Source organism: Actinomycetospora aurantiaca (assembly GCF_037401875.1).
Lineage (GTDB): Bacteria > Actinomycetota > Actinomycetes > Mycobacteriales > Pseudonocardiaceae > Actinomycetospora > Actinomycetospora aurantiaca.
The window spans coordinates 36,776-60,615 of sequence record NZ_JBBEGN010000008.1 but is presented as its reverse complement, the minus strand read 5'-3'; the positions used below and the strand labels follow the sequence as shown (position 1 = coordinate 60,615).

The 23,840-nt window shown below is 75.1% G+C and carries 24 protein-coding genes; 11 read left to right on the top strand and 13 right to left on the bottom strand.

Annotated features, from left to right (window positions below):
- The first annotated feature begins 97 nt into the window (after positions 1-97).
- A complete protein-coding gene (locus WCD74_RS17125) occupies positions 98-331 on the top strand; it encodes an FmdB family zinc ribbon protein (protein WP_337696082.1) in 234 nt (77 codons plus the stop codon).
- A 31-nt stretch (positions 332-362) separates the two neighbouring features.
- The gene (locus WCD74_RS17120) at positions 363-1,037 is read left to right on the top strand and encodes a metal-dependent transcriptional regulator (protein WP_337696081.1); all 675 of its coding nucleotides are present in this window, start codon (positions 363-365) and stop codon (positions 1,035-1,037) included.
- 126 nt (positions 1,038-1,163) lie between these two features.
- Here the strand turns inward: WCD74_RS17120 and WCD74_RS17115 are convergent, their stop codons facing one another.
- On the bottom strand, positions 1,164-3,251 hold the full coding sequence (locus tag WCD74_RS17115) for a protein kinase domain-containing protein (protein WP_337696080.1): 2,088 nt from the start codon (positions 3,249-3,251) through the stop codon (positions 1,164-1,166).
- A gap of 164 nt (positions 3,252-3,415) precedes the next feature.
- Between WCD74_RS17115 and WCD74_RS17110 the strand changes: the two genes are divergently transcribed.
- Positions 3,416-3,958: a YbhB/YbcL family Raf kinase inhibitor-like protein gene (locus WCD74_RS17110; RefSeq protein WP_337696079.1), complete on the top strand. Its 543-nt coding sequence runs from the start codon at positions 3,416-3,418 to the stop codon at positions 3,956-3,958.
- A gap of 39 nt (positions 3,959-3,997) precedes the next feature.
- Here the strand turns inward: WCD74_RS17110 and WCD74_RS17105 are convergent, their stop codons facing one another.
- The 7 genes from WCD74_RS17105 to WCD74_RS17075 all read right to left on the bottom strand — a co-directional run bounded on the left by WCD74_RS17105 (position 3,998) and on the right by WCD74_RS17075 (position 8,595).
- The gene (locus WCD74_RS17105; protein ID WP_337696077.1) at positions 3,998-4,261 is read right to left on the bottom strand and encodes a hypothetical protein; all 264 of its coding nucleotides are present in this window, start codon (positions 4,259-4,261) and stop codon (positions 3,998-4,000) included.
- A gap of 126 nt (positions 4,262-4,387) precedes the next feature.
- Positions 4,388-4,867 carry a nucleoside deaminase gene (locus WCD74_RS17100; RefSeq protein WP_337696076.1) on the bottom strand — a complete coding sequence of 160 codons (480 nt, stop codon included), beginning with the start codon at positions 4,865-4,867 and terminating at the stop codon, positions 4,388-4,390.
- A gap of 9 nt (positions 4,868-4,876) precedes the next feature.
- Complete coding sequence (locus WCD74_RS17095; protein ID WP_337696075.1) at positions 4,877-6,283, bottom strand: cytochrome P450; 1,407 nt, start codon at positions 6,281-6,283, stop codon at positions 4,877-4,879.
- Complete coding sequence (locus tag WCD74_RS17090; protein WP_337696074.1) at positions 6,280-6,921, bottom strand: TetR/AcrR family transcriptional regulator; 642 nt, start codon at positions 6,919-6,921, stop codon at positions 6,280-6,282. The genes WCD74_RS17095 and WCD74_RS17090 overlap by 4 nt, the downstream gene beginning before the upstream one ends.
- Positions 6,922-6,983: 62 nt before the next feature.
- Positions 6,984-7,445: a DUF5709 domain-containing protein gene (locus WCD74_RS17085; RefSeq protein ID WP_337696073.1), complete on the bottom strand. Its 462-nt coding sequence runs from the start codon at positions 7,443-7,445 to the stop codon at positions 6,984-6,986.
- A 77-nt stretch (positions 7,446-7,522) separates the two neighbouring features.
- Positions 7,523-8,245, bottom strand: coding sequence for a YoaK family protein (locus WCD74_RS17080; RefSeq protein WP_337696072.1), 723 nt, complete (start codon positions 8,243-8,245; stop codon positions 7,523-7,525).
- 2 nt (positions 8,246-8,247) lie between these two features.
- Positions 8,248-8,595: a UBP-type zinc finger domain-containing protein gene (locus WCD74_RS17075; protein WP_337696071.1), complete on the bottom strand. Its 348-nt coding sequence runs from the start codon at positions 8,593-8,595 to the stop codon at positions 8,248-8,250.
- A gap of 97 nt (positions 8,596-8,692) precedes the next feature.
- On the opposite strand from WCD74_RS17075, the gene WCD74_RS17070 reads away from it, so the two are divergent.
- Together WCD74_RS17070 and WCD74_RS17065 are read left to right on the top strand one after the other, a co-directional pair.
- Positions 8,693-11,383 (top strand): AAA family ATPase, encoded by a 2,691-nt coding sequence (locus WCD74_RS17070; protein WP_337696070.1) that lies wholly within the window; start codon positions 8,693-8,695, stop codon positions 11,381-11,383.
- 83 nt (positions 11,384-11,466) lie between these two features.
- The gene (locus tag WCD74_RS17065; protein WP_337696069.1) at positions 11,467-12,183 is read left to right on the top strand and encodes an alpha/beta fold hydrolase; all 717 of its coding nucleotides are present in this window, start codon (positions 11,467-11,469) and stop codon (positions 12,181-12,183) included.
- Between the two features lie 61 nt (positions 12,184-12,244).
- Here WCD74_RS17065 and WCD74_RS17060 read toward each other — a convergent pair whose 3' ends face one another.
- Positions 12,245-13,066 (bottom strand): alpha/beta fold hydrolase, encoded by an 822-nt coding sequence (locus tag WCD74_RS17060; RefSeq protein ID WP_337696068.1) that lies wholly within the window; start codon positions 13,064-13,066, stop codon positions 12,245-12,247.
- 82 nt (positions 13,067-13,148) lie between these two features.
- The gene (locus WCD74_RS17055) at positions 13,149-14,117 is read right to left on the bottom strand and encodes an alpha/beta hydrolase (protein WP_337696067.1); all 969 of its coding nucleotides are present in this window, start codon (positions 14,115-14,117) and stop codon (positions 13,149-13,151) included.
- A gap of 242 nt (positions 14,118-14,359) precedes the next feature.
- Between WCD74_RS17055 and WCD74_RS17050 the strand changes: the two genes are divergently transcribed.
- The 4 genes from WCD74_RS17050 (at position 14,360) to WCD74_RS17035 (ending at position 19,894) form a co-directional block, all read left to right on the top strand.
- On the top strand, positions 14,360-17,107 hold the full coding sequence (locus tag WCD74_RS17050; RefSeq protein ID WP_337696066.1) for a helix-turn-helix transcriptional regulator: 2,748 nt from the start codon (positions 14,360-14,362) through the stop codon (positions 17,105-17,107).
- An 85-nt stretch (positions 17,108-17,192) separates the two neighbouring features.
- On the top strand, positions 17,193-17,804 hold the full coding sequence (locus WCD74_RS17045) for a sulfite oxidase-like oxidoreductase (protein ID WP_337696065.1): 612 nt from the start codon (positions 17,193-17,195) through the stop codon (positions 17,802-17,804).
- A complete protein-coding gene (locus WCD74_RS17040) occupies positions 17,794-18,504 on the top strand; it encodes an FAD-binding oxidoreductase (RefSeq protein ID WP_337696064.1) in 711 nt (236 codons plus the stop codon). Before WCD74_RS17045 ends, WCD74_RS17040 begins: the two co-directional genes overlap by 11 nt.
- On the top strand, positions 18,497-19,894 hold the full coding sequence (locus tag WCD74_RS17035; RefSeq protein ID WP_337696063.1) for a dihydrolipoyl dehydrogenase family protein: 1,398 nt from the start codon (positions 18,497-18,499) through the stop codon (positions 19,892-19,894). Before WCD74_RS17040 ends, WCD74_RS17035 begins: the two co-directional genes overlap by 8 nt.
- Before the next feature lie 3 nt (positions 19,895-19,897).
- On the opposite strand, the gene WCD74_RS17030 is transcribed toward WCD74_RS17035, so the two are convergent.
- The 3 genes from WCD74_RS17030 to WCD74_RS17020 form a co-directional block, all read right to left on the bottom strand.
- A complete protein-coding gene (locus WCD74_RS17030; RefSeq protein WP_337696062.1) occupies positions 19,898-20,536 on the bottom strand; it encodes an NAD(P)-dependent oxidoreductase in 639 nt (212 codons plus the stop codon).
- Between the two features lie 43 nt (positions 20,537-20,579).
- Positions 20,580-20,999 carry a class I SAM-dependent methyltransferase gene (locus WCD74_RS17025; RefSeq protein ID WP_373696093.1) on the bottom strand — a complete coding sequence of 140 codons (420 nt, stop codon included), beginning with the start codon at positions 20,997-20,999 and terminating at the stop codon, positions 20,580-20,582.
- Between the two features lie 212 nt (positions 21,000-21,211).
- Complete coding sequence (locus tag WCD74_RS17020) at positions 21,212-22,165, bottom strand: TIGR03557 family F420-dependent LLM class oxidoreductase (protein WP_337696061.1); 954 nt, start codon at positions 22,163-22,165, stop codon at positions 21,212-21,214.
- Between the two features lie 59 nt (positions 22,166-22,224).
- Here WCD74_RS17020 and WCD74_RS17015 point away from each other — a divergent pair, with 59 nt between their 5' ends.
- Positions 22,225-22,476 (top strand): DUF2795 domain-containing protein, encoded by a 252-nt coding sequence (locus WCD74_RS17015; protein WP_337696060.1) that lies wholly within the window; start codon positions 22,225-22,227, stop codon positions 22,474-22,476.
- 16 nt (positions 22,477-22,492) lie between these two features.
- Positions 22,493-23,839: a serine hydrolase domain-containing protein gene (locus WCD74_RS17010; RefSeq protein WP_337696059.1), complete on the top strand. Its 1,347-nt coding sequence runs from the start codon at positions 22,493-22,495 to the stop codon at positions 23,837-23,839.
- Position 23,840: the final 1 nt, after the last annotated feature.

Here is a 23,840-nt window from a genome sequence, read left to right as displayed (position 1 = left end):
GAGTGCTCCGTGAGGCAGGTCGGCGGGCCTGCTGCCCTGCCTGGTGTGGCACTCGAGAGGCTTCCTGACGGCGGGTCGGGCCGCCTAGGCTCGACCCGTGGCGGTCTACGAGTTCCGGTGCCGGGAGTGCGGGTCGACGTTCGAGGTCAACCGGCCGATGCAGCAGGCCGACGACCCCGCGGACTGCCCCGGCGGGCACACCGACACCGTCAAGCTGCTGTCGACGGTGGCGCTCGGCGGCAAGGCCACCACGGCCCAGCCGTCGGCCCGGCCCGCCATGGCGCCGTCCGGTGGCGGGGGCTGCTGCGGCGGCGGGTGCTGCGGCGGCTGATCCCCGGCCGACCGCGCCTAGGCTGACGCGCATGGAGGGCGGTTCCCACTCGACGGCGGTCGACGACTATGTCAAGGCCGTCTACAAGCTCGTCGAGGCCGAGGGCACCGCGACTACCTCACGGCTCGCCCTGCGACTCGGGCTCTCCGCGTCGTCGGTGTCCGGGATGGCCCGCAAGCTCGCCGACCTCGGGCTGGTGGAGCACCGCCCCTACGCCGGGCTGACGCTCACCGAGGCCGGGCGCCGGCACGCCCTCTCGATGCTGCGCCGCCACCGGCTGCTCGAGACCTTCCTCGTGCAGGAACTCGGCTACGGGTGGGACGAGGTGCACGACGAGGCCGAGGTCCTGGAGCACTACGTCTCCGACCGGCTGCTCGCCCGGATCGACGCCCGGCTCGGGCACCCCGAGGTCGATCCCCACGGCGATCCCATCCCCGACGCCGACGGTCGCACCGTCGAGCAGGACGCCCAGGCCCTTTCCACCCTCGAACCGGGCCGGGGTGGGCGGCTCGTCCGCGTCGACGACGACGACCCCGCGGTGCTGCGGCACCTCAAGGAACGTGGCTTCGGCCTCGGCACCGAGGTGCTGATGCGCGGCCGTCACCCCTTCGGCGGCTCGTTCGTTGTCTCGCTCGGCGACGGGGACGACGAGCACCTGCTCGGCCCCGAACTCGCGGCCGCCATGTGGGTCGCGCGAACCGGGTGAGGCCGGTGCCCGACCAAGATCACCACGACGACGAGGATCCGGACGCTGAGCCCTCGGATCCTCGTCGTTCCGGTGATCTTGATCCGGCATCGGCGCCCTCCGGCGCGGTCCTGACCGCCGAGGTCCTCACGCCGCCGCGCGGACGACAGCGAGCTTGGCCTCGTCCAGGCAGGTGACCAGCAGGTCCGGGCCGTGCACCGTCACGCTCGTCGGGGACGAGCACACCGGGACGGTCGCGGTGACGGCGTTCGACCGCGCGTCCACCGTCGTCACCGTCCCGCCGTCGACGTCCGCGGTGTAGAGGTGCTCGCCGTCGGCGGACCACGACACGTGCTGCGGCCCGCGGCCCACCGGCACGGAGGCCTCGACCCGGTCGGTGCCGGTCCCGATGAGGTCGACGGTGTCGCCGTCGTAGTTCGCGACGGCGACCCGCTGCCCGTCGGGGGAGACCGCGAGGGCGTGCGGGCTCCGGCCGACCGGGACCGTCGTCCGCGGGGAGCCGTCCGGGCCGAGGACGGTGACCAGGTTCGACTCGTGGTTGGCGATGTAGGTGCCGGCCGCGCCGAAGGCGACCCAGTGGGGGTTCGGGGCCACCGGCACGCGCCGGACGACCGCGTTCGTGGCGAGGTCGACGACGTCGAGCGAGCCGGTCTCGTGGCTCGGGACCCAGAGCGTCCGCTGGTCCGGTGCGACGGCGAGCGCGTACGGCTCCCGGTCGACGGGGATGGTCGCGAGGATCGCCAGCGTCCGGGTGTCGACGACCTCCACCACGTCGCCGCGCTCGTCGTAGCAGCTCACGTAGGCCCGGGCGCCGTCCCGGCTGAAGGCGACGAACCGCGGCGTGGCGACCGGCATCGGGACGGCGCCCACGATCGCCTGCCGGTCGAGGTCGACCACCGAGACGACACGGGCCTCCCGGTTGGTCACCCAGCCCTGGCGGCCGTCGGGGGAGAGCGCCAGGTAGCCGGGGGTCACGGGGGTGGAGACGGCCCCGACGACCTGCGGCACGGGCAGGCTCTGCAGCCCCGGGGAGGTCGGGGCCGGCACCGCGCCCGGCGGCACCGTCGCCGCGGCGGGGGTGGGTGCCGGGCGGAGGAGCGTCGTCAGTGCGACGACGACGGCCAACGCCGCCACGACCGCCACCGCGACCACCAGGGGCCGCCGACGGATTCGACCGAGGACGGCGAGGCGGGGGACGCGGACCGTCGTTCCATCGCGTCGGTAGCGCACCGGACGCGCACCCGGGCCGGGCGGACGTGCCGGCCCTGGATCGGCCGACGGTGCGGGACCGCGGCGGGGCGTCCCGGCCGGCGGCACCGTGTCCGGCAGGGGAGCCGGGTCATGTCCGGGTGCGGCGACCGCTCCCGCCGCGACGGGCCGGCGCTCGCGGGCGGGCTCGACCGCCCGCCGCGCGGCCTCGGCGAGGGCCCCCGCGCTCGCGTACCGACGGTCGGGGGCCTTGGCCATCCCGACGGCGACGACCTCGTCGAGCGCGGTCGGGACCCACGGGCGGTGCTCGCTCGGGCGCGGGGGCTCGCGGTCGAGGTGGGCGTACATCAGCTCGGGCAGGTCGTCGCCCGCGAACGGCGGCTGCGCGGTGAGGCACTGGTGGAGCAGGCAGGCCAGGGAGTAGACGTCGACGCGGCGGTCGACCGAGCGCGCCGTGAACCGCTCCGGCGCCATGTACTCGAGCGTGCCGACCGTCGACCCGGTGCCGGTCAGCCCGGAGGCGGTGTGCCCGGCGGCGTGGGCGATCCCGAAGTCGACGACGTAGACGAAGTCGCGGGCGGTGACGAGCACGTTCGACGGCTTGACGTCGCGGTGGATCAGGCCGTCGGCGTGCGCGGCGTCCAGGGCGTCGGCGACCTGGCCGATGAGCGCGACCGTGCGCTCGACCGACAGCGGACCGCCGTCGCGCAGCAGGTGGGCGAGCGTCACCCCGTCGTCGACCAGCCGCATGTCGATGTAGAGCCGGCCGTCGATCTCGCCGTAGTCGTGGATCGGGATGATGTGCGGATCCCGCAGCCGCGCCGCCACCCGCGACTCCCGCCGGAAGCGCTCGAGGAACTCGGCGTTGCCGCCGAACAGCTCGGGCAGCAGCTTGAGCGCGACGGCCCGGTCGCGCTCGACGTCCACGGCCTCGTACACGTCGCCCATGCCGCCGGAGCCGATGAGGCGACCGAGGCGGTAGCGGCCGAACTCGCGCCCGTCCATCCACCCCACCCCCCGGATCTCGGTCGACAGCGTCCATCGGGCCGCGGGACCGACGCAAGCGGTCCCCCGTCAGGACGCGACGGAGCCCGCCGGGTTGCATGAGCTGCGAGGTCGGCGGGGAAGACAGGCGGACAGGCCCGTGCACCGCGAGACGAGGAGGACCCGTGGCTCCCCAGCCGCCCGACCCGTACAGCTTCCTGCCCGACGTGGCCACCTTCCAGGTGACCTCCACCGACGTCACCGACGACCAGACGCTCCCGACAGCCCAGGTCAGCGGGATCATGGGCGCGGGCGGCGAGGACGTGTCACCGCAGCTCGAGTGGTCCGGCTTCCCCGAGGGCACGAAGAGCTTTGCCGTCACCTGCTACGACCCGGACGCGCCGACCGCGAGCGGGTTCTGGCACTGGGCGGTCACCGGCATCCCGGTCTCGACGACGTCGCTGGCCGCCGACGCCGGCCACCCGGACAAGGGCCTGCTGCCGCAGGGCGCGGTGACCCTCGCCAACGACGCCGGGGCGCGCCGCTTCATCGGCGCTGCGCCGCCCGGTGGGCACGGGCCGCACCGGTACTACTTCGTGGTGCACGCCGTGGACGTCGAGGACCTCGGCGTGGGCGAGGACGCGACCCCGGCGTTCCTCGGCTTCAACCTGTTCTTCCACTCGATCGGCCGGGCGACGATCGTCCCGACCTACGAGGTGTCCGGCTGAGACGTGGTCCGGGCCCGGTCCCTCCGGGCCCGGACCACCTCAGCGCTCCAACAGCTCGGAGATGAATGTCTCCAGGTCGAGCGGGCGACCGGCGACGTCCTCGAGGCGCGGGGCCGGACGCAGCTCGGCGGTCGCCTCCTCGACGGCCTGGCAGACGAGGGCGAGCTCGTCGGCGCCCAGCACACGGAAGCCGCGGGTGACGCCGTGGTACGGCCGCCGCCACTCCAGAGCGGTCAGCTCCGTCTCCTCGATCTCCCACATCACGACGCGATTGCCCATCCAGGGCACCGAGGTCGTCGGCATCGCCATCACCTACCCGATCGGAGTGCTGGTCCTCGTGTGGCCGCAGCACTGGGGCGACCGCGGAAGGATGACCCGGACGGCGGTGTCGGCACACGAGGAAGTGGGCTCGGTGACAGGCGACGCGGGTCACCCCCGGTCGTGGAGCCTGCGGTGCAGTGCCCGCACCTCCTCGTCCAGGCCGGGAGCGGGACCCTCGACGACGACGCCGGGCGCGACCGCCGACACGGGCAGCGGCGCCACCGGCCCGGGCGCGACGCCGAGCTCGGCGAGCCACGAGCCGAGCTGCGCCGACGAGCTGGCGTAGACGATCCGGCCGAGTCCGACCCACGCGTGCGCGGCGGAGCACATCGCGCAGTGCTCGCCGGAGGTGTAGACGGTCGCGCCCGGCCGGTCCTTCGTGGGCAACGACTCCGCGGCCCATCGCGCGAGGGTGAACTCCGGGTGCAGCGTGGGGTCCGCCCCGGTGTTCACCCGGTTCCGGTCCTCGGCGAGCGCCGTCCCGTCCGCACCGACGAGCACGGAGCCGAACGGCTCGTCGCCGGCCTCCAGCGCCTCGCGGGCGAGTTCGACGCAGCGGCGGAGGTGGACGAGGTCGGTCTCGAGCACGCCGGGACGCTACAGCCGCTCGAGGCGCAGCGGCAGGTGGTCGGCCGGGGTCGGGCCCGTCGTCAGGCCGATCGGCATGACGTAGTCCTCGGGCACGCTCCAGCGGAAACGTCGCAGCATCGCGTGCATGATCGCCTTGACCTCCATGCCGCCGAAGTGCAGGCCGATGCACTTGTGGACCCCGCCGCCGAACGGCATCCACGCGAAGCGGTGCGACTTGTCCTCGGCGCGCTCGGGGGCGAAGCGGTCCGGGTCGAACTCGTCGGGGCGGTCCCACCACGGCTCCATGCGCTGCGAGGCGTGGACGCCCAGCGACAGCAGCGTCCCGGCCGGGACGTGGAAGCCCTGCAGGTCCGCGTCGCGGACGGTGATCCGGGCGAGCTGGCCCACCGGGGCGTACATCCGGAGCGTCTCGCGCATCGCGAGGTCCAGCGAGACCAGCGAGTCGAGATCGGCCATCGAGCCGGTCTCCCCGAGCGCGAACGACTCCTCGCGCAGCTTCTCCTGCCACTGGGGGTTCTTCGCCAGCAGGTAGCTCATCATCGACAGCGTGATCGTCGACGTGTCGTGGGCGGCCATGAGCAGGAAGATCATGTGGTTGACGACGTCGTCGTCGGAGAACGTCTCGCCCTCGTCGCTGCGCGCGTGGCACAGCACGCTGAACATGTCCCGCCCGTCGCCCGCGCGCTTGGCCGCGATCTGCGCGGCGAAGTAGTCCTCGAGGATCCTCCGCCCGTCCAGGCCCCGCTTCCACGAGCCGCCCGGGACCGGCGCGCGCACGACCGCGACCCCCGCGTGCACGGTGTCGACGAAGGCGCGGTTGACCCGGTCGGCGCGCGGCCCGAGCTCGTCGCCGACGAAGACCTCGGTGCCGATGTCCAGGGTCATCTGCTTGATGCGCTCGTAGATGCGGACGCCGTCGCCGGTGGTCCAGTCGTCGAGGCTGCGGGCGATCCGCGGGGTCATCACGTCGAGGTACTCGCCGAGCCGGTCGAGGGTGAACGCCTCCTGCAGGATCCGCCGGTGCGTGCGGTGCTCGTCGAAGTCGAGCAGCATCACCCCGCGGCGGAAGAACGGCCCGATGAAGAAGCCCCAGCCGTCGGCGTTGCCGAAGAACTTGTCCTTGTTGACGAGCACCTGACCGATCGCGTCCGGTCCGAGCACCGCGACCATCCGGCGGCCGAACGCGCCGCTCCACGACACCGGCCCGTACTGCTCGTAGCGCTGCCGGGCGAAGCCGAGCATGTCCGCGGCGAACTCCAGCGACCGTCCGACGACGGGGGCGCCGGGGTCCCCGGGGACCGCCTTCAGGTCGTTCCCGGGGGGCGGAGGCGCGAGCGGCCCGGGGGTCGAGGGCACCCGGCCCAGGACGGAGGCGACCGTCTGTTGGACGCGCAGCGGCAGGGGGGTCGTCATCGTTCCTCCCGGGGACGGGCCGATTCGGTGCGGTGCTGTTCGGTCGCGGCCACCACGAGGCGGGCGCAGCGGGTGAGGAGGGCCTCGACGTCGGCGTCGAGCCGCCCGTCGAGCCAGAACCCGACGGCGTCGATGACGCCGCCGGTGAGCACGGTCGTGGTGAGCTGCAGGTCCTCGGCGCGCAGCTCGGGGTGCGCCTCGGCGATCAACCGCGCGAGCAGGGCGGCGAACGTCGCGATCGTGTCCTGCCGGCGCCCGGCCAGCTCGCGGTGCCCGATCGCCTCGCGGTACAGGCGGGCGACGCGCGCGTCCTCGCCGAGCAGCGTCGTCGTCGCGCCGATCGCGGCGCGCGACCGCGCCTCCAGCTCGCCCGGCGGCACCGCCCCCGCGGCCCGGACGGCGCGGTCCAGTCCGTCGGCCGACACGGCGTCGAAGAGGGCCTCGAGCAGGTCCTCCCGGCGGGCGAACGACTCGTAGAAGTAGCGCTCGGTGAGCCCGGCAGCGCGGCACACGGCGGTCATCGTGAACTCGCCGACCCCACGCTCGCCGACCACGTCGAGGGCGGCCGCGAGCAGCCGCGAGCGCCGGTCGGCGACGCGTTCGGCCGCGCTCGCGCCCTGGAAGGTGCGGGTGGTCACACCGGCATCCTGACAGAGGGCCCCGTCAGGACGGAAGACTCCTGACAGGACCTCCTGTCACCTCACTCCTCGATCGTGTGCATGGCGGCCTCCTCCGCGCTGGCCGCCGCCCCGTCGACGCCGACGTCGTCGGCGTAGCCCTCGTCGCCCTCGTCGCGCAGCACCAGCCGGCCCGACCGGGAGGTGCCCACCTCGTCGTCGTACAGCTCGCCGTCGGTGTCGCTCGCGTCGCCGAGGCCGTCCGCGCGCTCGTCGTCGGGGTCCTCGGGGATCTCGTGGCGCACCCGCTCGGACAGCGGCTCGCCCGTCGCCTCCTCGTCCGGGGTGACGCCCCAGGCGTCGATCCCGCGGGTCGTCTCGTTCGGGACCCAGCCGGCGTCGAGCGGGTCCTCGGGGTCGCGCTCCGCGCCCTCGGCGTCGAGGAGGTCGGCGTCGTCGAGCTGCTCGAAGGTGGTGTCGTCGATCGAGTCCCGGTCGCCCTCGGGCATCTCGTCGGGGCTCTCGGGCAGACCGGTCTCGGTCACGGGCTCTCCCTCGGTGTCGGGGTGCTGGCCCCCGATCCTGCCTTTCGGCGGCGCACCCGCCGTGAACAGGGGCGACGTCAGCCCGGTCCGACCTGCCAGGGTTCGGGACGCAGGACGGCGAGCTGCAGGACCACGACGACCACGAGCAGCAGGGCGGGTGCCGGGACCAGCGCCACCGCGAGCGGCACCCGGTCGACCAGCAGCGCGCCGGCGAGCGCACCGAGGAACATCGTCGCGACGGCGAGCACGCGGCGGGTCACCACGGGGCGGCCCGCACCGCGGACGTCGGCGGCGATCCCGGTGAGGGTCATCGTCAGGACGGTCGTCGTCAGGTCGGGCACCGCGAGCCGCCGCACCACCGCGTTCTGCAGGCCCAGGGCGACGGCGAGCAGCGCGGCGACCACGGAGGCGAGGGCGCTGCCCGACGCGCCGGTGACCCCGACGAGCAGGGCGACGGCGCCGAGCATCAGGACGACCTCGACGAGCGCGGTGTCGCGCAGGAGGTGTCCGCGACGGTGTCCGCGTCGGGCGACGACGGCACCCCCGGCGAGCGCGCCGACGAGGAACCCGCCGAGCGCTGCGAGCGAGGCAGCCAGGGCGAAGCCCGGGGCCCCGGCGACGGCGAACCCGAGGAAGACGACGTTGCCGGTCATGTTCGCGACGAAGACGCGGCCCAGGCCGAGCACGCTGACCGCATCGACGAGCCCGGTCGCGGTCGTCATCACCAGGAGGAGGGCGGGGAGGGGACCGTGCACCGGGCCACGGAGCAGCGCCCCGTCCCAGCGGACCGGCGTCGCCACCGTCAGTGCAGCCGCTGGACCCAGTCGCGCGGCACGCGCGCGGCCGGGCCGGGGACCGTCTGGTCGCCGGGGTGGTGCCGTGGGTCCGCGAGATCCGGTCCTTCCGCGAGCGAGCCGTCGCGGTCGTCGTAGAACCAGAACTCGCCGGGCTCGTAGCTGGTCAGGATCGGGTGCCCGGCGCCGCGCGCGTGGGCTGTCGCGTGCTGCGCGGGCGACGAGTCGCAGCAGCCCACGTGCCCGCAGGCGGCACAGCGCCGCAGGTGGAACCACCACCCGCCGTCGCGCTCGCACTCCACGCAGCCAGGTCCGGACGGGGCCGCCGCCGGGTCGATCTCGTCGGTCTCGGTCACGGCGGTGATCCTGCACCGGGGCGCGGGTCGGCGGGTATCCGTCGGATGACCGATCACCACCTACCCTGACCGACGGCGCGGAAGGGGTGGTGCGGCGGTGGCACCGGCGGGCGACCTCCTCGGGCGTGCCGACGTGCTCGACCGGGTGGAACGCCTCGTGGCCGGCGGCGGCCGCGCCGTGGTGCTCGTCGGCGAACCCGGCATCGGCAAGACGGCGGTGCTGGAGCGGGCGGCCCGTCTCGCGGCGGCCGGCGGACGTCCGGTCCTGCGGGTCACCGGGTCGGAGGCCGAGGCGGCGCTGCCCTACGCCGCGCTGCACCACCTGCTCTCCCCGGTGCTGGACGACGTGGGCGCGCTCCCCGGCCCGCAGCGAGCGGCCCTGCTCGCGGCGCTCGGGATGGCCGGCGAGGTGGCCGGCGACGCCGCCCGGACGGCGTTCCTCGTCTCGGTGGCGTCCCTCGCCCTGCTCGACTCCCCTCGGGCGGGCGCGCCGGTGGTGGTGGTCGACGACGCCCAGTGGCTCGATCCGGACTCCCTCGCGGTGGTGCACTTCCTCGCCCGGCGGGCCCCGGAGTCGGGCTTCGACGTCGTGGCCGCCGTCCGCTCCGACGCGCGTCGCCCGACGTTCGACGACGTCGACGAGCTCGAGCTCGGCGCACTGCCGGACGCGAGCGCGGAGGCCCTCCTCGACCGCCTCCATCCCCGGCTCGACGGCACCCTCCGGGCCCGGGCGCTGGAGCTCGCCGAGGGCAACCCGTTGGCCCTCGTCGAACTCCCGCGCGCACTCGACTCCGGGACCCGGGACGTTCCGGCCGCGCCGGGCCGGGCGGTCATCCCGCTGACGCGCCGCCTCGAGCGGGCGTTCGCCCGGCAGGTCGAGGACCTGCCACCCATCCCGGCGGCGCTCGTGCTCGTGATCGCGGCCAACACCGGTGGGTCGGTGACGGAGGCGCTGCGGGCCGGAGCCGACGTGCTCGGTCGCGACGCCGGGCTCGACGACCTGCACCCGGCGGTCGCCAGCGGCATCGTCGACCTCGACGGCGACCGCGTGCGGTTCCGGCACCCCCTGGTGCGGTCGGCGGTCCTGGCCCAGGCGGGCCCGCCTGCGCACCGGGCGGCGCACACGGCGCTCGCGCAGGTGGTCGCGGACGACCCGGAGCGACGGGCCTGGCACCGGTCGGAGGTCGTGGTCGCCGACGAGCAGGTCGCCGCGGAGCTCGAGGCCGTGGCCGAGGCGGCCGTGGCCCGCGGGGCGCCGCAGGTCGCGCTCGTCCTCCTCGAGCGTGCGGTGGACCGCGGCGAGGACCCGGAGGCGGCGTCGCGCCGCGCCGCCCGGGGCGCGGAGCTCGCGATCGAGGTCGGCGACCGCGCGACGGGGGACCGGCTGCTCGCGCGGGTGTCCACCGGCGACGTCGCCTGGACCGACGCCCTGCATCTGCTCCTGCACCAGGACGACTGGGCCCCCGACTCGTGGAGCGAGTCGCACGTGGCCGCCTTCGTCGCGTCGGTGCGGGACGCGGCGGACCGGGGGAGGGCGGAACTGGCGCTCCGGGTCCTCCACCGGCTGTCCTACTCGTCGTCGCCCCACGTGCGGGGCCCGGTGCTCGAAGCGTCCCGTGCGATCTTCCGCAACCGTCCCGACGAGCCGATGGGGTTGCAGACGTTCGCCCGGGAGCCGGAGCACGCCGGCGTCGTCCGGCAGGAGGTCCTCCGCGCCCTCGCCCGCGACGACCTCGAGCCGGAGAGCCGGCGTGTCCTCGTGACCGCCGCGACCCGCGCCTACGACTTCGCGCTCGGCGCCGCCGAGCTCCCGGCGATCGAGGACGCACTGCTGGCCCGGGGACATCGCGCCGCGGCCGCGCAGGCCGCCGTCTCGCTGGCGTGGAGCCACCTGATGCTGGGGAGGTTCGGCGAGGCGGAGGAGACGGCGGTCCGGGCGGAGGCCCTGTGCCGGGAGACCCACCAGGACTTCTGGACGCTCGGCCCGGTGACGGTCCTCGCGTGGCTCGACGGTCTGCGTCCGGACCCCGGCGACCCGGACCCGCGCGTGCACCGGGCCCTCGCGGAGCTCCCCGCCGGCAGCCTCACCCAGTTCCACCGATCGATGTTCGCCCTGGCGCGCGGTGCCTCCGAGCTCCCGGCGGGCCGCTTCGGTGCGGCCGCCGACATCCTGCGCGAGCTGTTCACGAGCGGCACCCACCTCGCCTGGTGGGGCTTCGCCGACTACGCCGAGGCCTGCCTGCGCAGCGACCGGCTCGGCGAGCTCGCCCCGGTCCTGGCGCAGCTCGACGAGCTGGTCACGACGACCTCGTCCCCCTTCCTCGCCGACCAGCTCGCGTTCGCCCGGGCCCTCCTCGCCGACGGCGCCGAGGCCGACGCCGCGGTCGAGCGCGCGCTGTCCGCCGCGCCGCTCGCGAACCCCTTCCTGCGGGCCCGGCTGGCCCTCGCCCACGGGATCCGGCTGCGGCGCGCGCGACGGGTTCGGGACGCACGCCGCCTGCTCGGACTCGCCCGCGAGCTGTTCACCGCGCTCGGCCCGACCCGCTGGGCCTCGGTGGTCGACCGCGAGCTCGACGCAGCCGGGCGTCCCCGGACGGGTCCGCTCGACGCCCTCACCGCGCAGGAACGCCAGGTGGCGGTCCTCGCCGGGCGGGGACTGTCGAACCGGCAGATCGCCGACCACCTGCTCATCTCGCCGCGGACGGTGAGCACCCACCTGCACCGCGTGTTCCGCAAGCTGGGCGTGTCGCACCGGGGGGAACTCGGGACGGATCAAGCCGGGGCCTGACACCGGTCGACCGACCGATACCGGGCGACGGGAGGGGCACGCACGCTGGCCGGACCACCCCTCCCGCACCCGAGGAGCCCGCCATGCCGACCCCGCCCACCGTCGTCCTCGTCCACGGCGCCTTCGCCGACGCCTCGAGCTTCCGCGCGCTGGTCCCGGAGCTGCTCGACTCCGGCATCCCGGTCGTCGCCCCCGCCGTCCCGAACCGCTCGCTGAACGGCGACGCCGCCTACGTCGCCTCCGTCGTCCGTCAGATCGAGGGGGACGTCGTCCTGGTCGGGCACTCCTACGGCGGTGCCGTGATCACCGTCGCGGGGGTCGAGGACAACGTGCGGGCGCTGGTCTACCTCGCCGGGTACGCCCTCGAGGAGGGCGAGAGCCTCGGCGAGCTGCAGGGCGGATTCCCCGACTCCGCGCTCGCCACGGCCCTCGTCCAGACGAGCTTCCCGCTGCCCGACGGGACCACGGGCGTCGACGTCGCCGTCGACCCGGCCCAGGTGCACGAGGTCTTCGCCGCCGACGTCGACCCGGAGATCACCCGGGTGCTCGCGGTCACCCAGCGCCCGCTCGCGGCCGCGGCGTTCGGCGAGCCCGCCGGAGCCGCGGCGTGGAAGGTCAAGCCCTCCTGGGGGATCGTGTCGACCTCCGACCGGACGATCAACCCCGACGTCGAGCGCTTCGGCTACCGGCGTGCGGGCGCGACCGTGACGGAGATCGACTCGTCCCACCTGGTGATGCTCTCCCACCCGAAGGAGTCGGCCGACGTCATCCGCGAGGCGATCCGCGCCACCGGGGACTGAGCGCGGCCACGACGCACTCCGCCCCGGCACCGCGCGGTGCCGGGGCGGAGACGTTCCGGGGCTACTGCTTGATGAACTCGAGGATGTCCTGGTCCAGCTGGGCCCGGTAGTCGCCGTAGATGCCGTGCGGGGCGCCCGGGTAGACCTTGAGCGTGCCGTCCTGCACCAGCTCGACGGACTTCCTCGCGGCGTCGTCGATCGGCACGATCTGGTCGTCGTCCCCGTGGGCGATCATGATCGGTACGCGCAGCGACCGGAGGTCCTCGGTGAAGTCGGTCTCCGAGAACGCCTTGATGCAGTCGTAGGCGGCCGCGAGGTTGACGAGCTGTCCCTGTCGCCAGAAGTCCCACTTGGCGCCCTCGGACACCGCGCTGCCCTCCCGGTTCGCGCCGAAGAACGACTCCGCGAGGTCGAGCCAGAACTGCGACGCGTCGGCGAGCACGCCCTCGCGGATGCCGTCGAAGACCTCCAGGGGCAGGCCGTCGGGGTTCGCGTCCGAACGCACCATGACCGGCGGGACGGCGCCGGCGGTGATCACCTTGGAGACCCGGTCGACGCCGTGCCGGGCGGCGTAGCGCACGACCTCGCCGCCTCCGGTGGAGTGCCCGATGACCACGAGGTCGCGCAGGTCGAGCGACTCGACGAGTTCGGCGACGTCGCGGGCGTAGGTGTCCATGTCGTTGCCGGTGTAGGTCTTCGAGGACCGACCGTGGCCCCGACGGTCGTGCGCGACGGCGCGGTAGCCGCGGTCGGCGAGCAGCTTGACCTCGACCTGCCACGCGTCCGAGGACAGCGGCCAGCCGTGGCTCAGCAGCACGGGTCGGCCCGTGCCCTGGTCGGTGTAGTAGATCTCGGTTCCGTCCGAGGTGGTCAGGTAGGGCATCGTCGTCTCTCTTCTCCCGGGGGCGACGACGACCCTGCCGACGGGCGCTCGGTGTCCGCATCGGTCTGTTGACGCAAGTACGTCAGGCGGTCCGGAGTGCGTCCGCGAGGAAGTCGACGCCCTGGCGCAGGGCGAGCCGCGTGGCCGGCACGTCGCGCAACGGGCGCAGGGTCACGAAGTCGTGCACGACGCCGCGGTGGCGCACGCACGTGACGCTCACCCCCGCGTCCTGCATCCGTCGGGCGTGGAGCTCGGCCTCGTCGCGGACCACGTCCGCCTCGGCGGTGACGACCAGCGCGGGCGGGAGCCCGACGAGGTCGTCGGCGCTCGCGCGCGCCGGCGCGTACGCCGGGTCGTCCCCGTCGCCCGCCGCGTCCTGGTACTGGCGCCAGTACCAGCGTGCGGCCGCGGTGGAGAGCACCGGGACGTCGGCGAACTCGCGGTGGGATCCGGAGTCGCAGCGCGGGTCCGTCCACGGGTAGTACAGCAGTTGCGCGGCCAGGCGCGGCCCTCCGCGCCGCCCGGCGAGCATCGCGAGCACCGTCGCCGTCGTCGCCCCCGTGCAGTCCCCCGACACCGCGACCCGGTCCGCGTCGAGCGCGAGGTCGTGCGCGTGCTCGACGACCCACACGAGCGTCGCGTACGCCTCCTCGACGGCGATCGGGAAGCGCGCCTCGGGCACGCGGGTGTACTCCGGGACGACGACCGCGGCGCGCACCCCCGTCGCCAGCGCGCGGATCAGGCTCCCGTGGGTGTCGGCGTCACCGGTCACCCAGCGCCCGCCGTGGAGGTGGAGGACGACGGGCAGCATCCCCTCGGCGGCGAGGGGACGCACGACGCGGAAGCCGACCAGACCACCCGGGCCCACCGGTGCCGTGTGGAAGTCGACCTCGACGTCCGCGCCCTCGAGCCGGTCGTCCTGCAGCTCGCGCAGCGCCTCGCGGCCGTCGTGGGGCCCCAGCCGGTGGAGCTGCGGCGGGCCGTCGAGGGCCCGCACGAGCCGCGCGCACGCCGGGTCGAGGACCACACCGTGGTCGCCCGCTCCCGTCATGACCCGCTCCTCCCGATCTTCGCCCGCTCGAGCACGGTAGCTCCCGGCCAGCCACGCAACCATCGGCGCCGGGCGGAAGCGGTCGGTCGACCGATGCGCCCCGCCGCCCCCGGGTCCGCGGACTCGTGTCCGCCGTGACGTACGCGGGGGCGGGTGAGCTGCGCGCGACGACGGATGGCGGGGGTGGCCGGGCTGCCTAGGATCGTCGGCATGACCGGCCGCTCCAGCGCCACCTCGCTCCGGTGACGGCGCTCGTCGGGCGCGAGGCCGAGCAGCGGGTCCTCGCCGCGCTGGTCGACGGCGTCCGCGCGAGCGGCCTGCGGACCGGCTCCGAGCGTCCGGCGGTGGTGCTGGTCGGGGAGGCCGGGACGGGCAAGACCGCCCTGCTCGGCGTCCTGGAGGGGTACGCCGCCGCGGTCGGGGTGCGGACCCTGGGCGCCGACGGCTGCCGGGCGGAGTCCGAGGTCCCGTTCGCCGCCCTCTCCCAGCTCCTGCTCCCGGCGGCGGACCTGATCGACGAGCTCCCGGCCCACCCGCGCGCCGCCGTCACGGACGCCGTGCTCGGCGGCGAGGAGGCCGTGGCCCCTGGGGCGCTCCACCTCGGCGTCCTGCAGCTCCTGCGCCGGGCCGCACGGCGCGACCCCGTCGTGCTGGTGGTGGACGACGCCGACCGGCTCGACCGGGAGTCGCTGCGGGCGCTCGTGTTCGTGTCGCGCCGGCTGGGGCCCGCGGACCGGATCGGGATGGTCCTCGCCGGCCGCGGGGACGGCCGCGTGCTCCCGGGCGACGCCTCCCTGCCGACGGTCGAGCTCGGGCCGCTCGACGACGCGTCCGCCGCGCTCCTCCTCGACCGACGCCCGGCCGCCCCGACCGGCGCGGCGCGGCGGGACGTGCTCCGGGCGGCGGCCGGGAACCCCCTCGCGATCGAGGTCCTCGCCGATGCCGGGTCGCCGCTGCCCGTGGAGCTCCCTCGCCGCGCCGAGGCCCTGTTCGACGCGGCCGTCCGGGACCTCCCCGATCCCGTGTCCCGGCTGCTGGTGGTCGCGGTCGCCGGCGGGGGAGAACCGGTCGCGACGATCCAGGCCGCGGCGGGTGTCCCCGCCACCGCCCTGGGGTGCTGGGGGCCGGCCGAGCGGGAGGGCCTGGTGGTGGTCGAGGGGGCGACCGTCACGTTCCGGCACCCCCTCGTGCGCAGCACCGTCTGGGGGCTCGCGTCCGCCGAGGAGCGCCGACGGGCGCACCTCGCGCTCGCCGCGGCCGGCGACGACCCGGAGCTGGTGGCCCTGCACCGGGCCGAGGCGTGTCTGACCCGCGACGAGGACGTGGCCGCGGAGCTGGCCGGCGTGGCCCACGACGCGGCGGAACGGGGTGACCACCGCGCGGCCGCGGGGGTCTGGCGGCGGGCGGCGGAGTGCTCCCCGCACCCCGCGGCGCGCCTGGAGCGGCTCCGGCAGGCCCTCGGGGCGTCCTACGCAGCCGGGGACGCCGACGGGGTGGCCGAGCAGCACGAGGCGATCCGCGCCGAGACCGACGACCCGACGGTGCTGGTGTTCACCACGCTGCTCGCCGCGGCGGCACTCATGCTCCACGGCCGCCAGCGCGAGGCGGTCCGGCGCCTGCAGGAGGTCGTCCCGCTGATCGGGGCGACCACGGCCGCCGGGGCCTCCCTGCTCGCCTCGTTCCTCTGCCTCGCCGCCGACTCCTCCGGCGTGCCCGAGCAGCGCTCCGCGGCCGACGCGGTGATGGCGCTCCCCGCCGTGCGGGAGGCGGTCCGCCGGGTCCTGGCCGACGCCGACGCACCCGCCGACCTCATGTGGGCGCGTGCCACGGTCTACGACCGCGGCGAGGCCGCGGACCTGCTCGACCGCATGCTCGTCGCCGGCCGGGCCGGTCCCGACGCGACCGCGAACGACCTGCAGAACCTCGGGTTCGTGGCGGACCGCGCCGACGACGTGCGTCGGGCGGTGGAGCTGTTCGCGCGCGCCCACGACCGGATGCACCACGAGGGGCCGGCAGCCTTCGGGGTGCCGATCCTCGCGGCGCTGCTGGTCGAGCACGGCCGGTGGAGCGCGGCCGACCAGGTGATCGCGCGCTGGACGGAGCTGGCCCACACGCGGGGCATGCACCGGGTCGCGGCCGAGCTGGCCGCTCCCCGGGCGACGCTCGCGGCGCTCCGCGGCGCCCCGGACCGGGCCCACGACCTCGTCGCGGAGGCACGCCGACGCATCGACCTCGCCGACAACCGGCTCGTCGACCTCCGACTGCGGTCGGCCGCGGCCCTCGCCGCGATGGTCGACGGCGACCGGGCCCAGGCCTACCGGCAGCTGCGGGCCGCGTTCACCGCGGCGGGCGAGCCGCTGCATCCCGGCGTGTCGCCGCGCCTGGTCGCGGCCCTCGCGGCCGCCGCGAGCGGGCCGGGCGAACGTCGGGACGCGGCGATGGTGGCGGACCGGGTCCGCACCGCGCTCGGGACGAGGACCTCACCCCGCCTGCGCCTCCTGCTCCACCACGCGGACGCGCTGGTCGGCGAGGAGCAGCAGGCGGAGCACCACTTCCGTCTCGCGCTCGCCGACCCCACGGGACAGGACTGGCCGGTGGAACGGGCGACCGTGCGACTGCACTACGGCGAGTGGCTGCGCCGCCGCCGGCGCCCCCTCGAGGCCCGGGAGATGCTGACCGCGGCCCTGGAGGCGTTCGACGAGCTCGGCGCGGTCGCACTCGCCGAGCGCGTGCGCGCGGAGCTGCGGGCCGCGGGCTCGGCAGGACCGAAGGAGACCGAGCGGGAGGCCGACCCGCTGGCCGACCTCACCCCGCAGCAGCGGGAGATCGTCCGGCTCGCCGCGGCGGGCCTGCGCAACCGGGAGATCGCCGACCGGCTGTTCCTCTCCCCGCGCACCGTCGGGTCCCACCTGCACCACGCCTACCCCAAGCTCGGGATCAGCGGCCGGCACCAGCTCGCCGCGGTGCTGCGCGCGCCGTCGTCGGGATGATCCCCGCCGTCTGCGTCGTTCGACCGAGGCGTCCGGAGCCCGACCCTCCCTAGGCTGTGGCCCGCACGCCGAGAGGAGCCGGGACATGGCGATCACGCGAGGGTTCACGGGACGACGACGCCAGGCGGAGCGCGATCCGCGGCTGCCCCCGGGGCAGTACGACGTCGGGTCGTCCTGGCCGGTGCTGACGGCCGAGCCGACCGCCCGCATCGACGCCGAGCGCTGGACGCTCACCATCGACGGCCTCGTCGCGTCCCCGACGACGTGGACGCTGAAGGACCTCAAGGCGCTCGGGACGGACGTCTACCGGGGCGACATCCACTGCGTGACGACGTGGTCCAAGCTCGACACGTCGTTCACCGGGATCAGCCTCGACACCCTGCTCGACGTCGCGCAGCCGCTGCCGGAGGCGCGGTTCGTCGTCGAGGAGTCGACCACCCGCTACCGCACCAACCTCCCGCTCGACGACGTGACCGGCGGGAAGGCGTGGATCGTCTGGGAGCACGAGGGGAAGCCGCTGAGCCGGGAGCACGGCGGCCCGGTGCGGATGATCGTGCCGCACCTGTACTTCTGGAAGTCCGCGAAGTGGATCTCCAAGGTCACGTTGCTCGACCACGACGAGCCGGGGTTCTGGGAGCTCAACGGCTACCACCACCGCGGCGACCCCTGGACCGAGCAGCGCTTCGATGGCGACTGACGCCCAGCGCGCCGCGATCTGGCGTGACGCGCGGGTGGTGGACGTGCGCCACCACGGCGACATCGCGGTGATCCTGCGCCTCGAGGTCCCCGACCGCGTCGTCCACCGGCCCGGTCAGCACTACGTGCTGCGGCTGCGCGCCGAGGACGGCTACACCGCGAGCCGCTCCTACTCGACGGTGTCCGCCCCGTCGGACGACCTCGTCGAGCTGTACGTGGAGAAGGTCCCCGACGGCGAGGTGTCCGGCTTCCTCTCCGAGGTGGTCGAGCCGGGCGACCAGCTCGAGTGCCGCGGCCCGATCGGGCGCTGGTTCGCCTGGGACGGCCGGACGCCGGCCCTGGGCATCGGCGGCGGGAGCGGCGTCGCGCCCCTCGTGTCGATGCTGCGGCATGCCCGGGAGGTCGGGCGGCCCGAGCTGCTCTCGCTCGCGGTGTCCGCGTGGACCGACGAGCACCTCCCCTACCGCGAGGAGCTCGAGGCCGCCGGTGCGCTGATCGCGCGGTCGCGGCAGAAGGGCGGATCCCGCCTCGACGCCGCGGTGATCGGGGCGATCGCCGACCCGGGGGCGACCGCGTTCGTGTGCGGCTCGGCACGATTCACCCTGGCGATGGAGTCGTACCTGCAGGCGGCCGGGCAGCCCGACGCCAGCATCCGGGTCGAACGGTTCGGCCCGACGGGAGGGACTGAGGACGATGGCTGATCTCGACGTGGACCTCGTGGTGATCGGGGCCGGGCCGGTCGGGGAGAACGCCGCGGACCGGGCGCACCAGCAGGGGCTCTCCGCGGCGATCGTCGAGGCCGGCCTCGTCGGCGGCGAGTGCTCCTACTACGCGTGCATCCCGTCGAAGGCGCTGCTGCGCCCGGTCGACCTGCGGGCCGCCGTGGAGCGCATGCCGGGGGTGGAGACCGGCCCGATCGACGTCGCGAAGGTGCTCGAGCGCCGCGACCAGTTCGCCGCCGAGGACGACTCCTCGCAGGCCGACTGGCTCTCCGGCGCCGGCATCACGCTGCTGCGCGGGCGCGGCCGGCTGACCGGCGAGCGGGCCGTGGAGGTCACCCACGACGACGGGACGACCACCTCGGTGTCGGCGCGCGCGGTCGTCGTCGCGACCGGCTCGGTCCCGACCTACCCGCCGGTCGACGGCATCGCCGACGTCGGTGCCTGGACGAACCGCGACGCGACGCAGGTCAAGTACGTTCCGGCGTCGTTGCTGATCCTCGGCGGCGGTGTCGTCGGCGTGGAGATGGCGACCGCCTACCAGCGCCTCGGCGCGCAGGTCACCCTCGTCCAGCACGGGGACCGCCTGGTGCCGGGCGTCGAGCCCGAGGCCGCGCGCCGGCTGCAGGCCTCGCTGGAGGCCGACGGGGTCGACGTGCGGCTCGGGACGTCGATGACGGCGGTCCGCCGCGAGGGCGGCCGGGTCACCGCAACCCTGGACGACGGCTCCGAGGTGACCGGCGACGAGCTGCTCGTCGCCGCCGGCCGGAAGCCGGCGACGTCCGACATCGGCCTGGAGACGGTCGGTCTGGAGCCGGGGAAGCCGCTGCCCGCGGACGACTCGACCACGGTGATCGCCGACTGGCTCTACGCCGTGGGCGACGCCTCGACCGGCGCGAAGCTGACGCACATGGGCAAGTACCAGGCCCGGATCTGCGGCGATGTGATCGTGGCGCGCTCGCAGGGACAGCAGCTCGGCGGGCGGTACTCGCACCACGCGACCACCGCCGAGCACACCGCCGTGCCGCAGGTGATCTTCACCGACCCGCAGATCGCGGCGGTCGGCCACACCGAGGACACGGCCCGCGCCGAGGGACTCCCGGTGCGCGCGGTCTCGTACGAGATCGGCAGCGTCGCGGGCGGCTCGCTGCAGGCCGACGGCTACGACGGGTTCGCGACGATCGTCGTCGACACCGAGCGCGAGGTGATCGTGGGCGCGACGTTCGTCGGGCAGGACGTCGCCGACATGGTGCACGCGGCGACGATCGCGGTCGTCGGGGAGGTGCCCCTGTCCCGCCTGTGGCACGCGGTCCCGTCGTTCCCGACGATGTCGGAGGTGTGGCTGCGGCTGCTGGAGACCTACGGGCTCTGAGGATCAGTTGCTGATCGCCGGGGCCGCGCCGACGTACTCGGTGCTCGTCAGCTGGTCGACGAGGAACCGGGCCACGTCGGCGCGGGTCATCTCCACGCCGATGGGGTCGACGCCGAGGTAGCCGGCGCGGACCGTGCCGTTCTCCGGGGTGTCGATCGGGGCGAACATCCGCGCGACCGTCCAGTCGAGCTCGGACGTCGACACCACCTCGTGGATGCCCTGGACCTCGGCGAGCGCACCCGGGATCAGCAGCCCGATCCCGATCGGCACGAGGCGGTCGAACAGCCGCGGCCGGTCGCGGGGGTCGGGGACGCTGACCGTCGCGAGCGACACCAGTCGGCGCACCCCGGCGGCGTGCATCGCCTTGACGATCGTCCGGGTGCCCTCGGTGAGCGGGCCGCTCGCGACGAACGGGTCGATCGGCGGGCCGTAGGCCGTGATCACCGCGTCCGCGTCCTCGATCGCGCGTGCCACCGCGTCCGCATCCGAGAGCTCCGCGGAGACCACGTCGACGGCGTACGCGAGGTCCCCGAGCTTCTCCGGGGAGCGCACGAAGGCGGTCACCTCGTGCCCGGCCGCGAGCAGGTGGTGCAGGACGAAGCGACCGACCCCGCCGGTCGCGCCGAACACGGTGACCTTCATGACGACGGGATGGCTCCCCCGGCGCCGTCCCAATCGTCCCGTGTCAGGCAGCACACCCGAGGTAGAGGTGGTTGAGCACGGACGGGCCGGGCATCGCGGCGTGCTCCAGCGACTCGATGACGAACCCGGCCGCCGCCACCCGCCGGTCGATCGCGCGCTCGAGATGGCACCCCGCGAACACGCGCTGCTGCACACCGGTGAGGCGGTGCTGCCACCGCTGCACGCGCTCGTCCGGGGCGAGGCCGTGGTCGAGGAACAGGAACTCCCCGCCCGGCCGCAGGACCCGCCGGGCCTCCTGCAGCGCGGCGTCGAGGTCCGGGATCGTGCAGAGGGTGAAGGTGCTGACGACGGTGTCGACGGCGTCGTCGGGCAGTTCCAGCGACGCCCCGTCCAGGCCCACCCACTCCAGCGGCGGCCCCGACCGCCGTCGGGCCAGCCGCCGTGCCGTCGTCGACGGCTCCACCCCCAGGACCTTCCCGACAGGATTCAAGCAGCACGCCGATAGGGGGCGGCATGAGCGGGAGGTTCGGGGCGGACCCGGCGCCGAGGTCCAGCACGACGCCGCGCGCCGGCGCGAGCGCCCGCCGCCGCAGCCGCGTCACCGGCTCCCGGCCCAGCGCCAGGTCGGTGACCCGGGGGACGACCTGCTCCGACCACACGCCCACCACCCGGACCCTAGCCACGCAGCGCCGGGAGCACCTCCTTCTCGTAGGCCGCGAAGAAGCCGTCCTTGTCGGGCCCGATCTGCTGGACGTAGACCTCGTCGTAGCCGGCGTCGGCGTAGGAGCGCAGCTGGGACACGTGCTCGTCGACGTCCGACCCGCACGCGAACAGACCGGGCACCTCGTCGCGCGAGAGCAGCCGCGCGGTGTCCTCGAAGTCCGACGGACGCGGGAGGGTCTGGGCGAGCTGGCCCGGGAAGGCGTCGTTCGGCCACATCCGGTGGGCGTGGTCGATCATCGCCTCGCGGTCGTCGCCCCAGCAGACCTTGGTGCCGCCCTGGGTCGGGCCCGCGCCGCCGGCGTCGCGGTAGGTCCGCAGCAGCGACGCGTCCGGGGCGACGCCGCAGTACCCGTCGCCGATGCGCGCCGCCAGCTGCGTGGCCTGCTCGCCGAACCCGGAGACGTAGATCGGGACCGGGTTCTCGGGCAGCGTGTAGATGCGCGCGTCGGTGACCCGGTAGTGCTTCCCGCGGTGGTTCACCACGCCGCCCTCGTGCATCCGCCGGATCAGCCCGATCGCCTCCTCGAGCATCTCCAGCCGCTCGCCGATCGGCGGCCACGGGTCCCCCAGGACGTGCTCGTTGAGCGCCTCGCCGGACCCGACGCCGAAGACGAACCGGCCCTCGAGCTGCACGGCCGCCGTGGCGGTGGCCTGGGCGAGGATCGCCGGGTGGATGCGCATGATCGGCGCGGTGACCGCGGTCGTCACCGGCAACGACGTCACCTGCGACAGCGCGCCGAGGACGCCCCACACGAAGGGACTCTGGCCCTGGGCGTCGTTCCACGGGTGGAAGTGGTCGGAGATCCACAGGCGCTCGAAGCCGGCCGCCTCGGCCCGCCGGGCCTGGTCGATCAGCTCGTGCGGCCCGTACTGCTCGCAGGACAGGAAGTAGCCGTAGGAGGTCATGGGCCGAGCTACCCGCCAGGACGACGTGTGCACGCACCGCACGCCGGGCACCTGCGCCCATGGCTGCCTCCACCACCCGTTCCCGCCTCGACGCCGTGCTGAACGGACAGTCGTTCCCGGCCGACCGCGACACGCTCGTGGCCGCCGCCGAGCAGGCCGGCGACGAGCAGACGGTCCGCGCGATCCGCGCGATCCCGCCGGTCGAGTACGGCAGCGCGTCCGAGGTCGTCGCCTCCGTGTCGCTCACCGAGAACGACCACCCCGCCGAGCGCGGCGACACCGACGACGGCACGGGTCGTCCCGCGAACTGACCGGCAGACTGGCGCGGTGCTGCTCGACTCCACCGCGTACGCCCTGACCCACCGCATCGCCGTCGAGCAGTCCCGGGGACGGGCGCCCTCGATGGCGGGCGCGGTGCTCCGCGGTCGCGAGGTCGTGTGGAGCGGCGCGCGCGGCGAGGTCGACGGCGCCCCGCCCACCGATGACACGCAGTACCGCATCGGCTCGATCACCAAGACCGTCGTCGCCGTGCTGGTCCTGCGGCTGCGCGACGAGGGCCGGCTCGATCTGGACGACCGGCTCGGTGACCACCTCGCCGACACCCCGGTGCCGGACGCGACGATCGCGCAGTTGCTCGCGCACTCCTCCGGGCTGCCGGCCGAGACGGCCCCGCCGTGGTGGGAGCGTTCCGACGGCGCCGTGCGGCCCGACCTGGCGAGCCTGGTCGCGGAGCCCCCGCTCCGGGCTCCGGGGCGTCGGCACCACTACTCCAACGTCGGGTTCGCGCTGCTCGGCGCCCTCGTCGGGCAGCTGCGCGGCCACGACTGGTTCACCGCCGCGAGCAGCGAGGTCTTCACGCCGCTCGGGATGACCCGCACGACCTACGCGCCGACCGCTCCGCACGCGCACGGCTGGGCCGTGCACCCGTGGGCCGACCTCCTGCACCCCGAGCCCGCGCACGACGCCGGACTCATGGCGCCCGCGGGCCAGCTGTGGTCGACGACGACCGACCTCGCCCGCTTCGGCGACCTCCTGCTCCACGGCGACGACCGCGTCCTCCCCGCGGCCACCGTCGAGGAGATGCGCCGCCCGTCCGCTCCGTCGGAGGCCGGGGACCCCGACCACGCGCAGGGGCTGGGTGTGCAGCTGCTGCGCCACGGCGGCCGCGCCCTGGCCGGCCACACCGGGTCCATGCCGGGCTTCGTCGCGACGCTGTGGGTCGACCCCGCCGAGGACCTCGCGGCCGTCGCCGTCGCCAACGCCACCTCCGGGCCGGCGATCGGCACCTGCGTGGCCGAGCTGCTCGGCCTCGTCGCCGAGCGCGAGCCGCGGTTGCCCGAGCCGTGGCGACCCGCCGTCGTGAACGAGCAGGTCAGGGCACTGCTGGGGCCCTGGTACTGGGGCGCCGCCCCGATCGCGGTGCGTCTGGAGGGCAGCGACCGGCTCACCGTCGGCGGGCTCGGCGGCCGGGCTCGCGCCTCCCGGTTCCGGCCCGGGCCGGACGGCACCTGGGTCGGCCTCGACGGCTACTACGCGGGGGAGACGCTGAGGGCGGTCCGGGGAGCGGACGGATCGCTGAGCCACCTCGACCTCGGCAGCTTCGTGTTCACCCGCGAGCCCTACGCGCCGGGCGAGGTGATCCCCGGCGGCGTTCCCGACGACGGGTGGCGCTGAC